The following is a 15417-nucleotide window of genomic DNA, read 5'->3' as shown; positions in this document are numbered from 1 at the left end:
TGCCGGTCAGCCGTCGAATTGTCAGCGAATTGTAATCACGAGCGCGCCCCCGACCTCGTAAATTTCGCTAGAATCAGGTGCGTTTCACGTATCTTCTCAATTTGTAGGCCCCCCCCCCCGCGCGCCGGGGCCGGCCCTGCCCCGGTACTCACAGCGCTGTGATTCATGGCGCAGGCATTAGAGAAATGGGAGTCAATGTTATGAAAAACCTACTTCGGCTTGTACTGCTGACGGCATTGCTTGTGGGGGCTACAGCTTCCCTGGCGCGCCCGGCCCCTGGTCATGCTGCCGGTACAGGCGGGATCATCGGCGCCGTCTTCTTCGACGCCGATGCCGATGGCATCCGTGATGCCACCGACAACGGCCTGGACGCGGGTCTCACTGTCGAGATTCGCGACGCCGCCACCAACGGCCAGGTTTTCCTGACCGTCACCACCACCGCATTGGATGGGACCTACGCCTTCACTGCGCTGGACGCCAACACCTACCTGGTCACGGAACTCAGTCTGGAGGCCCTGGGCTACACCCGCACGACTCCGAATACTCGAACCGTGGTGGTTGGCAGCGTTGTTGCGCTCGGCGTTGATTTCGGCGGCACCCTGCTGATGACCCTTAGCGGCACCATCTTCGATGACGCCAACCAGGACGGTGTGCGCGGCCTGGGCGAAACCGTCATCCCCGACGCCCTGGTCGAGGTCTTCCACGATCCAAACGGCAACGGCTTGATTGACAGCGGCGAACCGTTGGCCGGCTCCGCGGTCTCCAACACCCAGGGCAACTACGTCGTTGCCAACCTGTGGCCTGGCGCGTACGTGATGCGGGTGCAGCCGCCCGGCGGTATCGGGCTGCCGGCCCAAATCGCGGTTCCCATCGTCAGCCGCTACGGCGGCGGCATCCTGCGCCAGGATGTCGGCATCCTCATCCCCCGCGGGGGCGACGCGTCGCTCAACGGCATCGTCTGGAAAGACCTGGATGGCGATGAAGTGCTGGACGCGGACGAAGGCTTCATCGCCAGCGCCGCCCTGGCCCTCTACCTCGACAGCAACGGCAACGGCGTGATTGACAGCGGCGAGAGCGTAGTCGGCCAGGCCACGTCGAACAGCCAGGGCGCCTACAGCTTCAGCAGCCTCGACGCCGGCGCCTACGTGCTGCGCGTGGACGACCTGACCATTCCGGCCGGCTGGATTCCATCGCACGATGCTTCGCTGCTCGCCTTCAGCCTGGAGACCGGACAGACTCGTGAGCTGAATCTTGGCTACTTCGATCCACTGGCGGTTGGCCCCATGACGGTTGCCGACTGGAAGAAGGAAATTCACCGCAGCGGGCACCCTCGCTACACCGCGGCTGAGATTGCCGCGTTCATTGCCTCGGCCCAGGACAGTTCTGCCGTCTTCCCGGAGATCGTCTCTCTGCAGGATGCGCTTCTCCGACCCGCGCCTGGCGATGAAGGACGGGCGCGCAAGGAATACGCGGCGCTGCGCCTGAATGTGGCCAGCAATCTGCTCCTGACGCGCACCCCCATCAACCTGCCCGCGCTGACCACCGCCACGACTGTGGGCGGCGTCCTGACCGAGATCGAAGGCTTGCTCAACCCGCCCGCGTCGCAGTTGAACACCGCCTATCGCCGGGTGGAGAGCCTGGCCGAGGCGCTCAACAAGGGCCAGGGCGTCGGTTACGGCCTGACCCTGGTGGGCGTGGTCTCTCGCGCCACCTACCGCGGCGGCGATGTGACCTCCGCGCTGCGGCGCGGCGGCAGCATCATTGACCAGACCCTCGATGGGCCGATCTACCTGACCCGCTGGAGTCCCGGCAACCTCGATCCGGCCACCAACATCTTCCGCCCGCGCGTGCGGGTGCGCGTCAACGCCTTTTACAATGGCGCGGTGCTCGACGCCTACCAGAAACTGTCCGATGGCCGCCTGGTGCTCCTGGGCACGATCATCCCCCCGTTCTGGAACAAGGACGTCAAGACCGACTATCACTTCGATCTGTGGCGCGTCAGCACGCTTGGCGAGCTGGTCAGCACCGAGATTCGCCTGGTCACGCGCGATCCCGATGGCGATGGCGGGCATCCGGAGCACATCAAGATTGATGCGGCCGAGATCGTTTTTGATTACTAACAGCCTATCCGAATAACTACCTTAGTGCCCCCCTGCCCCCAATCCTGGGGGAGCCGAATGCTTTTCCCCCAGGATTGGGGGGGCAGGGGGGCCGCTGTTTCTTTCACCTCGATGCCCATATCCGTTGGATGTGGGCATCGTTCATCCTGGCGAGGAGTTCACCGTGATCACACGCCTGCACAATGCTCATCCACCGCGTCGCCAAGCCCCTGGATCGTCGGCCGCCTGCACAAGAGAGGGGCATTGACCATCGTTTTGCTCCTCATCCTTTCTGGCCTGGCGCCCGCGCCGCAGGCTGGCGCCGTTCCCCACAGAGCCAACCACGCACCCATGACCGGCTACACCTGGGACATTCGCTGCGTGGACTGCCCCAAGGCCCTCGATGAGCTGAGCACGCGCAGCCTGCGCCTGGACAGCCAGGGCCGGCCGCACATCGCTTACGGCGGCGACCATCTCTACTACGCCTGGCACGACGGCTCCGCCTGGCAGCTCGAAACGGTGGACAGCTCGATACGCGTGGGCGCCTACGCCTCATTGGCGCTGGACAGTAACGGCAGTCCGCACATTGGATACTTCGACAGCGCCAATTTCGATCTGCGCTACGCCAGCAAGTCGGGCAACGCCTGGGTCATCCAGATCGTGGATGCCAACGGCGAAGTCGGTTCCAGCGCCGCCCTGGCCCTGGACAGCAACAACCGCCCCCACTTCAGCTACTATGACGACACTCACAGCAAGCTCAAATACGCGCGTTGGACCGGCAGCCAGTGGGAAATCCAGTCTGTGGGCAATGAGTCCCTGGTCGCGCGGCACATCTCCCTGGCCCTGGACAGCAGCAACCGCGCCCACATCAGCTACTACGATGTCTACGCGGCCAATCTGCGCTACGCCCGCTGGACCGGCAGCGATTGGATCACGCAGCTCGTGGATGCGGATGGCGAAGTGGGCAGCGATACCTCGCTGGCCCTGGACAGCAGCGGCATTCCCCACATCAGCTTTTACGACAGCACCAACGGCGATTTGAAGTACACGCGCGCGGTGGGCAATGGCTGGCAGACCGAAGTCGTGGACAGCGCCGATGATGTGGGCGGCCAAACCTCACTGGCCCTGGACGCAGCCAACCGCGCCTACATCAGCTATCGCGATTGGACCCACGGCGATCTGAAATACGCCCGGCGCACCGGCGCCACCTGGGCCATCCAAACGGTTGACAGCGCCGACGATACCGGCGCCTACACCTCGATCGTGCTTGACGGCACTGCCCGCCCCCGCATCAGCTACCTGGACATGACGCACAACCTGTTGAAATACGCAGCCTGGAGCGGCACAGACTGGTCGTTCAGCGTGGTGGACGCGGCCGGCAACGTGGGCGAAGCCACCGGCCTGGTATTGGATTACGGCGGCCAACCCCACATCAGCTACTACGACAGCCTGGCAGCCGATCTCAAATACGCTCGTTGGGGCAGCAGCGCCTGGAGCATCGAAACCGTGGATGGCGCCAACGGCGACGCCGTCGGCAGTCAGACCGCGATCGCGGTGGATTCGATGAATCGCCCGTTCATCGCCTATCTCGATGACACCCACGGCAACCTCAAACTGGCGCAGTGGACCGGCAGCGCCTGGCAGATTCAGACCGTGGATGGCAGCGGAACGGTGGGCGGCGCCATCAGCCTGGCGCTGGACTCGGCCAATCGCCCCCACATCTCCTATCTTGATGCGGGTAGCGCCACGCTCAAGCATGTGTATTACAACGGCGCGCTGTGGAATCTGCAACTCATTGACAACGTCGGTTCGATCAGTTACGTTTCCCTGGACATTGACAGCGCCGACGTTGTTCAGATCGGCTACTACGATTCCAACAACGGCGACTTGAAGGTGGCTCGCGGCAAGATCGCCTATCCCTGGAACATCCAGGTTGTGGACAGCGCCGGCGATGTGGGCGGTTACGTCTCGCTGGCCGTAGACATGCTGGGCAATCCGCACCTGGCCTATTATGACTGGACGCAGTACACCCTGAAATACGCACACCTGGCTGGAACCTCCTGGGTAGTGACAACGGTTGCCGACACCGGCCTGGTTGGCTTTGCTGCCCTGGCGCTCGACAGCCGCAACGCTCCCCTGGTGGCCTACTACGACGACAACGCGCACAACCTCAAAGTGGGTCAACTGCGCGGCGGCAGTTGGGACATCAACATCCTGGACGGCGCCGGCGAAGTGGGGCGTTACGTAGCCCTGGCGTTGGATCAGAGCAACACGGCCTACGCCGCCTATTACGATACCACGAACGGGGATCTCAAAGTGGCCCAGGGAACGCCCGCAACCGCCCTGCCGGTCTACATTCCCACAGTGATGCGTCGTCACTAAAGTCAAAATTCGTAGCTGCTCAGCCAGGCAGTGAGAGCGGACACTTATTTAATTCTCATTCCTTAGCATCCTGAACCTGCGCCAACGCCTGCGTGATCTCCCGCAGGCAGGCGTCGGGTTGGCGCCAGCAATGTTCGGGGTCCAGGAAAACGGGCGTCCACCCGGCAGCGGCCAGCGCGTAACGTTGATCGCCGGCTTCGCGCAGACTGCGCGGGCTGACCGTTGCCGGCAGCGGAGCGGCCAGATCTGCTGCGTAGATGACCGCCACCCGGCCACTGCGCCCGTAGAGGGCGAAGTCAATCGGCGGTTGCTCAGGCGTCTCGGCCACGCCCCACACATCGTCCAGATCAGTCACGTCATCATCCGGCGGTTCATCCCACGGCACCTGGCGCTCGGCTTCCAGCCCCGCGTTCAAGAGGGCGCTCCACAGGCGATCCTGCGCGGTTCCCTTGTCCCACAGATCGTTGATTTCGCGCGCGCTGAGCAGCCGCGCGAGCGTGGTGGGGATGAAGGTGATGCGACGCAGGCGCCGGCTGGGGATCGGTTGCGGCAAGCGCCACAGCGGCCCCAACTCGATGCGGTAGTATTCGTCGTGCGCACGCGGGTGCTGCGGCTCCGCGGGCAGCAAGTCCACGCGGCGGGCGATGCTGACGCGCCGCACGGCTGCCAGGGTCGCAATTTGCCAGCGGTCGGCCGGGGCAAAGGCGCCGGTCTGGTAAAACGCCAGGTAGTCGGCGCCCATCTGTGCCGGCGCACGGGCCACCGGCACCCGGTACCACCCTTCTTCAGCGGCCCGCGTCAAGTCGGCGGGCGTCGGCAGCACGGCCACCAGCACGCGCTGATGACCCGGCGCGGGTAAATCGTCCAGGTTGAGCGAAACAGGCATGGGTACCTCCTGGTGATCGGTCCTCTAGCTTTCGATCCAGCCTCGTACGTCTGGGGCAAACTGCTCCAGATCGGCGCGCAGGCGCAGCAGCGCCAGGTCACGGCCGCGGGCTTCCAGCATGATATCGAAATCGGGCAGCCCGAACGCCCTGGCCCGTCGCAGCCAGTCCACAAACTCGAATGGATTGACATAATCGGCATGTTGCGTCCAGCGCGGCGCGGCCAGCAGACGGCGCGGCCCGCCCGGCTCAGGAGCGGTCAGCACGTTGAACGCGGTGCGCGGGGAGGCGAAGTGAACCTTGGGCCGCACCCCGCGCGGCCAGGTGCTGAGCGCCAGGGCCAGGGCCTCGAATTCGTCCAGGCCATCCGGGTTGAAGACCAGGTGATGCAGGCGGTCGAAGACCAGGCGCACGCCCGTCTGGCGGTGTATCCAGAGCACGTCGCTGAGGCCAAAGCGGTCATCATCATTCTCCAGCGCCATCCGCGCCTGCACCGCCGGCGGCAGGCGCGTGAAGTTGCGGCAAAACTGCGCCTGCGCCGCGGCCTTGTCGCCGTAGACGCCGCCGGTGTGGACAACCACCACGCCCTCCGGCCCCGCGCCCAGGCGATCGAGCAGGCCGGCCAGGCCGCGCAGGTGGGCCAGGCTGGTGTCCGTCAGCGTGGCATCCGCGCTGTCGAGGATGACGCTGGCCTCAGCGTGGATGGTGAAACGCACGCGGTCACGGCGCAACAGGTCGGCCGTGTGGGCCAGCTCAGCCTGGCACTGATCAACCTGCGCCGTCAGTTCAGGATGCCGGGGAAAGGCCAGGTGCGGCGCCAGGCGGCTGGAGAGGCGATAGAAGCGGATGTGCGTCTGCGCCAGATAGCGCAGAATGTCGCGCAGATAGGTCAGGCTCACACTGAGGTGCGGGCCTGATCCGTCTGGCGCCTGGGGAGAACGGCTGTCATAGGCACGTAAACCGGGGCGCCCCTGCACGGCAACCGGGAAGCCAAGATGCATTGGGCCTTCTCACAGATTCAGAAAGATGCAGCGGCGGATTCAGGCCAGCGCCAGCGCGGGTGCGCCGGCAAACTGCCCCATGAGCACCAAGCCGATGCGCGCCAGCGCCCAGTCAATCTCCGCCTGGGTGATGACCAGGGGCGGTGCAAAGCGGATGACATGCTCGTGCGTCTCTTTGCACAGCAGGCCCTCGCGCATGAGGGCTTCGCAGAAGCGGCGCGCGCCGCCGGCCTCTGGCTTCAGCTCGACGCCGATGAACAGCCCCCTGCCACGCACTTCCTGCACGAAGGGACTGGCGATGGCGCGCAACTTCTCCTGGAAATAGGCGCCCAGCCGGGCCGAGTTTTCGATCAAATCTTCTTCCACCAGCACCTTCATGGCCTCGCGGGCCACCGCGCAGGCCAACGGGTTGCCGCCATAGGTGCTGCCATGTTCGCCAGGGCGAAAGACACTCAGGATGTCGGCTGAGGCCAGCACGGCCGATACCGGATAACAGCCGCCGGACAGCGCCTTGCCGATAATCATCACGTCAGGCTTGACGTTTTCATAGTCACAGGCAAAGAGCTTGCCACTGCGCCCCAGGCCAGACTGAATCTCATCGGCGATGAACAGGACCTCATGCTCCTCGCACAGGGCTTTGGCCCGTTTGAGATAGCCGGCCGGTGGAATATGAACGCCGCTCTCGCCCTGAATCGGCTCGACCAGGAAGGCGACGGTGTTGGCGCTGAACGCGGCTTCCAGGCTGCGTAAATCGCCAAAGGGCGTCACCTTGAAGCCGGGCGTGAAGGGGCCAAAGCCGGCCCGGTACTGCGGCTCGGTGGAAAAGCTGATAATGCTGATGGTGCGGCCGTGAAAGTTGTCGGCGCAGACGATGATTTCAGCCTGGTCTTCCGGCACGTCACGGCGCTGATAGCCCCATTTGCGCGCCATCTTGACCGCGGTCTCGACCGCTTCGGCGCCGGTGTTCATCAGCAGCGCCATCTCATAGCCGGTCAGGGTACACAGGTCTTGCAGGAACAGGCCCATCTGGTCGTTGCGGAACGCGCGCGAGGTCAACGTCAGTGTCTGCGCCTGGGCGATGAGGGCCTGCACGATGCGCGGGTGGCAGTGCCCCTGGTTGACCGCCGAATAGGCGCTGAGGCAGTCCAGGTAGCGCCGGCCTTCGACATCGGTGACCCAAACGCCCTGGCCCTGGGCGATGACCACATCGAGGGGCTTGTAGTTGTGGGCGCCGTAGGTTTCATCGAGGTGAATGTAATCTTGTGTGAGCATCATTTTTTCTCTTCCTTGAGATAGGCTGAAATCGGCTGTGATTTCTACGATTCTTTCTGCAACTCACCCTGACGCCGCAGCGCCGGGCCGTTGGAACTCGATTGTAACACAGCGGTTGGTTGCAGTCTAACCGATTGGCCGCGGCCTGACACTGACGAGCGTCAGGTCGCGCCGACCAGTCAACCGTTCAACGATGATTGCCGGGCCGACCGGCGCTGTGGTAAAATAATACGACGTTGAAAAACCAATGGCCGTGATGAAACGAACTTTCGACACGAGATGGCCGCGTGCCATCCTCCTTTGCTGTCTGACCTTGCCCCTGTTGATTCTGGCGCGCCCGGCCGCGGCCGAGCCAGGCATCACGTCGCCGGCCACGGGTGCGGCGGTCATGGGCGCCGTGACGATTCGTGGCACGGCCACCATTGACAATTTTCAGCGTTACGAGCTTTATCTGATCCCTGACGGTCCGCTGCTGCAGCGCATCTGGCTGACAACGGTCGAGCGCGTGGTGGTGGATGGGCCGCTGTTCACCTGGTTCACACCGCCCTACCCGGATGGACGCTACAGCCTGCAATTGCGCTTGGTGACGCAGAGCGGGGATTACCGCGACTATTACACCAGCAGCATCTACCTGGTCAACCAGGCCACGATCCACGCCACCGCCGCGGCCGCTGCCCTCACCGCCACGGCATTGCCGCCGGGAACTACGCCAGAACCAACCGCTGTGCCCACGGCCACAGCAACGCCGACGACCACCGCCACCCCGCTGGCCGCCACGACGGTCCTGACCATCACCGAACCGCTGCCCGGCGTGGCCCTGCGCGGGATGGTGACGATCCGGGGGACAGCCAATGTCACCGGGCAACTGAGCTATCAACTGCACCTGGGGCTGGACAATGGCGAAGGGTTCGATCTCCTGCGCGCGCTGTCGGGCACGGTGTCAAGCGGTGTGCTTGGCGTCTGGAACACACGGCGCTGGCCTGATGGTATCTACGCGCTGCGGCTGCGCGTCCATCTGCGCAGCGGCGAGGTGCGTGAGATGCTGGTCAGTGACTTCGAGACGGTCAACGAGGCGCCACTGCCTGTGCCAACGCCGACTGCGACGCCGGTGCTGGCCGGGCCGGGCATCTACGGGCCGCGCAGCGAGCAGACGGTCAGCGGCCAGGTGCGCATCTGGGGTTGGGCGAGCGGGCCGGGCTTCGAGCGCTTCGATCTGCACGTGGCGCGCGCCGGCAGCGAAGAATGGTTGTGGCTGACCTCCAGCAGTCAGCCGATCGAACGCAACACCCTGGCCTTGTGGGACACGGGGCGCTACGCGGCCGGCCGCTACGACCTGCGCCTGCGCCTCGTCTTTCCCGATGGCAACTACGACGAATACCGCATGCCCGGCATCGTGGTCGTCAGGTAACTATTCAGGCAACCTGCGACCACGCAATGCCGGTCGGCGCAGCAGAGCGATTGAAATCGCGCCTGGTGGGCGTTCCGCCGGGCGTCCACCTGCGTGGGCGCAATGCCGGTCGGCGCAGGCCGACCTTGCGGCGGAACGCCCTTTCGCCCCGAATTCATTCGGCGAGAAGGGAAACGATGGCCTTCTGCACCGGCTGGGTGGTCACCTCGGCAAAACCGTCGCCGACGATCATGTTGATTTCACTGCGCACGCCGAAATCGGCCAGGTAGATGCCCGGCTCGATGGAAAAGCCGACGCCGGGGATCAGCTTGCGCTCATCGTGCGTCTCCAGGTTGTCCATGTTGACGCCGTTGCCGTGTCCGTTGGTGTCAATGCTGTGGCCGGTGCGATGGAAGAAAGCCCCGCCATAGCCGGCCTGCTGAATGACAGCGCGCGCGGCATCGTCCACCTCAAACCCCTGCACGCCCTGCCCCGCGGCCAAACGCTGCTGAATGAACTGCACCGCGGCATCGCGCGCCCCCGCGACGATGTCGAAAACCTGGCGCTGCGCGGCGGGCGCCTCAGCGCCGGCAAAGGCCACCCAGGTGATGTCGGCAAACACCGCGCCGGGCTGATCGAGCTTGGCCCACAGATCGAGTAAGACAAAATCGCCGGGCTTGAGGAAGAACTGGCGCTGCGCAGTCGGCGCGTAGTGTGGATCGCCGCTGTGCGCGTTGATGCCCACAATGGGCGGGTGGTCGGTGATCAAGCCCTCCTCGGCGAAACGGCGCATGACAAACTGTTGGCCCTCGACCTCGCCAGGAGAACGCCCGGCGCGCAGTTCCGCGGTCATCCAGGCAAAACATTCGTCCTTGATCTGATCGAGCAGGCGGGCGGCCACACGGTGCTGCGCCAACTGCGCGGGCGTCCAGCGCGCCTGCACCCACTGCACCAGGTCGGCCGAAGAGACCACTTCCACGCCCAGGCTGCGAATCAGATCAATGGTGCCGGCGTCCACGCGTGCCACGTAGGGGATGGCGCCGCCAGGCGAGAATTCCATGGCGATGCGTTGGGCATGGCCGAGCAAGTCCTGGATCCCGCGGGTCAGTTCTTGCCAGGTCACGTAGGTGTAGACACGGGCGCCGGAGCCGGTAAAAGGGCCGGCTTCGATGCGATGAACGAGCCAGGTGGCTTTGCCGCGGGCTGGAATCCAGTAGACCCAGCGCCGGCTGAAGACTCCTTCCTCTGGCAGTGCGGCCACCTGGCGGGCAATGGGGTTCATGCCGCGAAAATCAAAGAGGAGCCAGCCATCGAGGCCGGCTTGCTGTAGTGCTTGCTGAATTTCCACAAGGTTTGTCATCGGTTCATCCTACTATCCATACTATGGTTCGTGTCCGAGCGAGATATTATTCTTGCTTGGGAACGACGGCCCGTTTGACGAAGGTCTTGAGGCGCCGTTCCAGGTCGCGCCGTTCGAGGAGAACTTTGTGCTGGCAGGTGAGGCAGCGGATGCCAATGTCCGCGCCCAGGCGCACCACCTCCCAATCATAACCACCGCACGGATGCGGCTTGCGCAAGCGGACGATATCACCCAGAGAGAGTTCGAGCGGCATATTCCTTCAGAACCCCCAAGTCCACTCTTAGCCGATACTGGGCATCGAGATGGCTTGTCATGGAGATACCTCCCATTCCAACGACCACGTTCGCCCGGGGAAATGTCGCCAGTGCCATTGCATGTCGTTGTGGTGCGATTCGCGATACAAACCCTGCTTTTCAATCAGCCGACGTACCTGGGACACGCGTTGCGCGGCATACCCAGCTGCATCATAAAGAATGAGTCCATCAAGTGCAATATCGAGATACAGGCTCGACAGCCGTGCAGTGAACTCTTCCGGGGTCTTAGCAATCACTGCCACCGCGCCTCGCCAGGATACCGGTAGCATATTTTTCAACCACAGATGACGTGCCAACGTTTTTTGCGGCAAATCGCGCGCGATGACCAACAAATCCCAATCGCTATCCGCATGAGCATCGCCGCGCGCGCGCGATCCAAATAGTACGATACTGACCAGGCGCTCGCCCATCCCAGCCTGTAAAGCCGCGACGACTTCCGCCAACGGCAAGCGATCTCCTTGAGTCAACGCGTTTTGGGTCATACGATTCCTCCTCACGCTGCAGATTATACACCGATCATCCCATGTGCCCAAAGTCACGAGTTGGGGACTCATGCAGCCACTCGTTCGTAAGACACAGCCACTTTGCACTTTGCACTTTGCACTTTGCACTTCTGCCCTCCCTCTGTACTTTGCGCGGCGTGTGCGGTATAATTCAGGCATAGCGGCCAGATGATCTTGCGCCGCTGATGTGATTATCCCCTGTGGAGAGACCTATGCGACAATCGTCGTGGCGCCAGCGTTTACTCCTGGCTTTCTATGGCTTCCTGGTCACGCTGACCATCTTCAGCGGAGGGCGCTCAGCCTACGCCCAGACGCCGGCTGTGGAAGTGCTGACCTTCCGCGGCCCGGTGACGCCGGTCCTGGTCAGCTATCTGGAGCGCAGCATTGCGCAGGCGCAGGCTAACGGCAGCCAGGCGGTGATCCTGCAACTCGATACGCCGGGCGGCAGTGTGGACCTGATGCAGGACATCGTGCAGTTATTGTTGAAGTCTGATGTGCCGGTTGTGGTTTACGTTTCTCCGAGCGGCGCTCATGCCGGCTCCGCTGGCACGCTGATCACGCTGGCGGCGCATGTGGCGGCCATGGCGCCGGGCAGCAGCATCGGCGCGGCCAGCCCCGTGGGCGAAGGCGGCGCCGAATTGCCAGACACCATCAAGAGCAAGCTGGTCAACATCCTGTCAGCCGATGCGGAAAACCTGTCCAAGCGGCGCGGGGAGAAGGCGGTTGAATTTGCGCGCCAGGCCGTGGAAGAGGCCCGCGCGGCCACGGCCGATGAGGCCAAAGATTTGGGCGTGATTGATTTCATCGCCCGTGACCTGGATGACCTGCTGGCGCAGATGAATGGTTTCACGGTGACGGTCAACGGCCGCGAGCAGACCTTCCAGACGGAAGCGGTGCAAATCAACAAGGTGCCATTCGGGCTGCTCGAAGACCTGCTGAACGCCGTGGCGAACCCGACCATTGCAGCCATTCTGTTGACCTTGGGACTCAACGCCTTGCTATATGAACTCTCCAGCCCCGGCGGGTATGCGGCTGGTGTCGTTGGCGTCATTGCGCTGCTGCTGGCCTTCTATGGCCTGGGCGCGCTGGAGGCGAACTGGGTCGGCCTGGGGTTCATCATCCTGGCCTTCGCCCTCTTCATTCTGGACATCAAAGCACCCACCCACGGCGCACTGACCCTGGGGGGCGTGACTTCATTTGTCGTAGGAGCAGGTATCTTGTTCAATACACCTTACACGGCCGTACCCTGGCCGACGATCATTACGCTGGCGCTGTGTACCGCGGCCTTTTTTGCCTTTGCCATGGCCAAGGTCCTCAGCGCCCGGCGCCGGCGCCCGGCCACCGGTGCGGAGGCGCTCATCGGCAGCCGGGCCGAGGTGCGCAGCGCACTGGAGCCGCGCGGCCAGGTATTTTTCAACGGCGAGCTGTGGCAGGCGGAGATTGCGGAAGGCGCCGCGGCCGCCGGCGCCCAGGTTGAAGTCATTGGCCGTCAGGGCATGCGCCTGCTGGTACGTCGCAGCGCCTGAGGAGGCAAACCGTACTCATGCCGACCGTCATCAGCATCAGCCAACTGATCAGCGACATCAAAAACACCGTGCAGGCCAATGACGCGCTGCAGGATGTGTGGGTGCAGGGGGAGGTGTCGCAGTTCACGCAGGCCGCCGGCTCAGGCCACTGCTACTTTCGGTTGAAAGACGGCGCGGCGACGCTGGAGTGTGTCATGTGGCGCGGCCAGGCTGCGCATCTGCGTCGTGTGCCCGCCCACGGCGATTTGGTGCAGGCGCATGGCAAGGTGGATGTTTACCCGGCGCAGGGTCGTTTGCAGTTGGTGGTGGACCTGCTGCAGCCCACGGGCCTGGGGCAGTTGAACCAGGCCTTCGAGGCGCTCAAGGCGCGGCTGCTGGCCGAAGGGCTGTTCGACCCGGCGCGCAAGCGGCCGCTGCCGGCCTGGCCGCGGCGCGTGGGCATCGTCACCTCGGCTGATGCGGCGGCTCTACGCGATATCCTGCGCACCCTCAAGGCGCGCTATGCGTTGGTGGATGTGCTTCTAGCCTCTACCCTGGTGCAGGGCAGCGAAGCGCCGGCGCAGATTGAGGCAGCGCTCCAGCGGCTGAATCGCTGGTCGGCCACGGTGGAGCCGATTGACGTCATCATCGTGGCGCGGGGCGGAGGCTCGCTGGAAGAGCTGTGGGCGTTCAACGAGGAGCGCGTCGCCCGCGCCATTGACGCCAGCGCGGTGCCGGTTGTCAGCGGGGTGGGGCACGAGGTTGATTATACCATTGCCGATTTTGTGGCCGATGTGCGTGCGCTGACGCCCACAGCCGCGGCCGCGCTGGTGGTGCCCGATCAACGCGACCTGCGCCAGCAGGTGGCCGGCCTCTCCGGCCTGCTGACGACGCACCTGCAGGCGCGTCTGGTGGCGATGCGGCGCGAGGTGCAGGCGCACCGGCGGTTGTTGGCACGGGTGTCGCCGCAGCAGCTCATCGCCTATCGGCGGCAGCGCATTGACGAACTCCTGTGGCGCGGCCAGGCGCGTATCAAGGGGCGCATGACGTTGGCCCACGCGCGGGTCAGCGCGCAGCAGGCCCGCGTCGAGGCGCTCAATCCACGACAAGTGCTGGCGCGCGGCTATGCCATCGTGCAGCAAAAGATCAGCGGAGCCGTGGTGCGTCAGGTGAGACAGGTCACGCCCGGTGAACGCCTGCGCATACAGGTGACCGGCGGCACATTCGAAGCGGAGGTAACAACAGATGACATTTGAAGAAGCGTTCCAACGCCTGGATGAAGTCGTGCGTAAGCTGGAACAGGGTGACTTGGCGCTGGAGGAGTCGCTGGCGCTGTACGAAGAGGGCGTGTCATTGGCCGCGGTGTGCAACGAATGGCTGGACAAGGCCGACCTACGGGTGCGCCAGGTTGTGGCCACACCTGGCACTGACGCGCTGCGCGCCGTGGACTTTAGCGGCTGGAACGAGCGCGACGCGTAGCGCAGACCGGCTCCCATGAACGGCCACTAAGCGCTTTCGCTGGCGCAGGCTGGGCATACGCGGGGATCGCTGAGCTGCTGCTTGTGGCGGGTGCAAATGGCGAAGACGGTCATGCGGTTTCCCAGCAAGAAGCGGGATTTGATGGTACCCTCCAACGCCAGATGACGGGTGTTCGTGGCGCGCAAAATCCCCGGCACCGGGCAGGAGTTACACACGTTCGGATTCCAGGCCGCCGACTCCCGACTCTGCGGCAATCGGCACTCCTGCACGTCACGACCCCGGTGATAATCCTCATAGTAATAACGACAGTCAATGCGTGTCGGCATGTTTACTCCAGCGTTACAGAATGACAAAGGCGATGCCCGCCAGCGTCACCAGCGCACCGATGAGGCTGCCAGGGCTGGGAATTTCGCCGAGGAGCAAAACACCCAGCAGGACACCACCGGTGATTTCTTGCGTGGCGACCAGGTTGACGTAGGTGGCATGCATGCGGCGCAGGGCCGCGTTGTAGAGCGTGTGCCCGATTCCCAGCGGCAGGATGCCCAAACCGATGACCGCCAGGACTTGCTGCCAGCCGTACGCGGCCGGGTTGAAACTGAGTACCGCGGCCGGCAAGGCCCAGACGGCAGCCAGGCCGTAGACCAGGCCGGCGTAGGTCAACAGGGGATACGCGGCGCGTTGTGAACGTCCGGCCACCGAGTAAAGCCCGAAGGTGATGGCCGAGCCAAGCGCCAGCAGATCGCCAAAGGCCATCCGTGTGTTCCAGGTCGGCTCGAAGCTGGCCAAGATGGCAACGCCAACCACCGCCAGCGCCACCCCGCCCCATTTGCGCCGCGGCATCGGTTCGTTCAAGAACCAGGCCGAGGCCAGGCTGACGAAGATGGGCGCGGTGTAGACGATGGCCAGCGAATGGGCAATGGTGGTGTAGGTGAGCGAGGCGATGTAGAACAGGAAATGAAGCGCGGTGATCAACCCGAAAACAGCGAAGCGTCCCCAATCACCGCGTGCCACGCGCAGGGGCTGCTGCTGCAGCCGCGCCAACGTCAACACGGCCAGGCTGGCCACCAACAGGCGCCCCGTGGCAATCTCATACGCGCTGAGCGGAGCCGCCCAGCGTACCAGGACGGGGCTGGTGGAGAAGAAAAAAACGGCCAGCGCGACCAGGAACAGGCCCTGACGTTGTTCGGTCACGCGGCCACACCGGCGTCGCCTGAAGCATTGGGCCAGGGGC

General features: G+C 64.0%; 14 protein-coding genes. 6 read left to right on the top strand and 8 right to left on the bottom strand.

The window, feature by feature from the left end:
• Positions 1 to 200: 200 nt before the first annotated feature.
• Positions 201 to 2120 (top strand): SdrD B-like domain-containing protein, encoded by a 1920-nt coding sequence (locus IPF85_RS05830; protein WP_343407129.1) that lies wholly within the window; start codon positions 201 to 203, stop codon positions 2118 to 2120.
• A 243-nt stretch (positions 2121 to 2363) separates the two neighbouring features.
• Positions 2364 to 4481 carry a carboxypeptidase regulatory-like domain-containing protein gene (locus tag IPF85_RS05825; RefSeq protein ID WP_343407128.1) on the top strand — a complete coding sequence of 706 codons (2118 nt, stop codon included), beginning with the start codon at positions 2364 to 2366 and terminating at the stop codon, positions 4479 to 4481.
• Positions 4482 to 4536: 55 nt separating this feature from the next.
• On the opposite strand, the gene IPF85_RS05820 is transcribed toward IPF85_RS05825, so the two are convergent.
• Genes IPF85_RS05820 through rocD form a run of 3 tightly spaced genes read right to left on the bottom strand, consistent with a single transcriptional unit; the run spans position 4537 to position 7638 of the window.
• Positions 4537 to 5367 carry a hypothetical protein gene (locus tag IPF85_RS05820; protein ID WP_343407127.1) on the bottom strand — a complete coding sequence of 277 codons (831 nt, stop codon included), beginning with the start codon at positions 5365 to 5367 and terminating at the stop codon, positions 4537 to 4539.
• Positions 5368 to 5391: 24 nt separating this feature from the next.
• Positions 5392 to 6366: a UV DNA damage repair endonuclease UvsE gene (locus IPF85_RS05815; RefSeq protein ID WP_343407126.1), complete on the bottom strand. Its 975-nt coding sequence runs from the start codon at positions 6364 to 6366 to the stop codon at positions 5392 to 5394.
• Between the two features lie 39 nt (positions 6367 to 6405).
• Positions 6406 to 7638 (bottom strand): ornithine--oxo-acid transaminase, encoded by a 1233-nt coding sequence (gene rocD, locus IPF85_RS05810; protein ID WP_343407218.1) that lies wholly within the window; start codon positions 7636 to 7638, stop codon positions 6406 to 6408.
• 253 nt (positions 7639 to 7891) lie between these two features.
• On the opposite strand from rocD, the gene IPF85_RS05805 reads away from it, so the two are divergent.
• A complete protein-coding gene (locus IPF85_RS05805; protein WP_343407125.1) occupies positions 7892 to 9046 on the top strand; it encodes a hypothetical protein in 1155 nt (384 codons plus the stop codon).
• Between the two features lie 154 nt (positions 9047 to 9200).
• On the opposite strand, the gene IPF85_RS05800 is transcribed toward IPF85_RS05805, so the two are convergent.
• From IPF85_RS05800 to IPF85_RS05790, 3 genes are read right to left on the bottom strand one after another with little or no spacing between them, the layout of a single operon-like run.
• Positions 9201 to 10385, bottom strand: coding sequence for a M24 family metallopeptidase (locus IPF85_RS05800; RefSeq protein ID WP_343407124.1), 1185 nt, complete (start codon positions 10383 to 10385; stop codon positions 9201 to 9203).
• A gap of 46 nt (positions 10386 to 10431) precedes the next feature.
• Positions 10432 to 10638, bottom strand: coding sequence for a DUF951 domain-containing protein (locus IPF85_RS05795; protein ID WP_343407123.1), 207 nt, complete (start codon positions 10636 to 10638; stop codon positions 10432 to 10434).
• Positions 10639 to 10695: 57 nt separating this feature from the next.
• Positions 10696 to 11181, bottom strand: a complete 486-nt coding sequence (locus IPF85_RS05790; protein WP_343407122.1) for a nucleotidyltransferase domain-containing protein — start codon at positions 11179 to 11181, stop codon at positions 10696 to 10698.
• Positions 11182 to 11414: 233 nt separating this feature from the next.
• On the opposite strand from IPF85_RS05790, the gene IPF85_RS05785 reads away from it, so the two are divergent.
• Genes IPF85_RS05785 through xseB form a run of 3 tightly spaced genes read left to right on the top strand, consistent with a single transcriptional unit; the run spans position 11415 to position 14186 of the window.
• Positions 11415 to 12728, top strand: a complete 1314-nt coding sequence (locus IPF85_RS05785) for a nodulation protein NfeD (protein ID WP_343407121.1) — start codon at positions 11415 to 11417, stop codon at positions 12726 to 12728.
• 17 nt (positions 12729 to 12745) lie between these two features.
• On the top strand, positions 12746 to 13963 hold the full coding sequence (xseA, locus tag IPF85_RS05780) for an exodeoxyribonuclease VII large subunit (RefSeq protein WP_343407120.1): 1218 nt from the start codon (positions 12746 to 12748) through the stop codon (positions 13961 to 13963).
• Positions 13953 to 14186 carry an exodeoxyribonuclease VII small subunit gene (gene xseB, locus IPF85_RS05775; RefSeq protein ID WP_343407119.1) on the top strand — a complete coding sequence of 78 codons (234 nt, stop codon included), beginning with the start codon at positions 13953 to 13955 and terminating at the stop codon, positions 14184 to 14186. The genes xseA and xseB overlap by 11 nt, the downstream gene beginning before the upstream one ends.
• A 26-nt stretch (positions 14187 to 14212) precedes the next feature.
• Here the strand turns inward: xseB and IPF85_RS05770 are convergent, their stop codons facing one another.
• Entirely contained in the window at positions 14213 to 14512 is a 300-nt protein-coding gene (locus IPF85_RS05770) for a hypothetical protein (protein ID WP_343407118.1), read from the bottom strand.
• Positions 14513 to 14525: 13 nt separating this feature from the next.
• Positions 14526 to 15377 (bottom strand): DMT family transporter, encoded by an 852-nt coding sequence (locus tag IPF85_RS05765; protein ID WP_343407117.1) that lies wholly within the window; start codon positions 15375 to 15377, stop codon positions 14526 to 14528.
• Positions 15378 to 15417 lie beyond the last annotated feature (40 nt).

Origin of the sequence: Candidatus Amarolinea dominans (genome assembly GCF_016704685.1) — a bacterium.
Lineage (GTDB): Bacteria > Chloroflexota > Anaerolineae > SSC4 > Amarolineaceae > Amarolinea > Amarolinea dominans.
The sequence above is the reverse complement of the archived record's forward strand: the minus strand, read 5'-3'. Positions and strand labels throughout refer to the sequence as shown.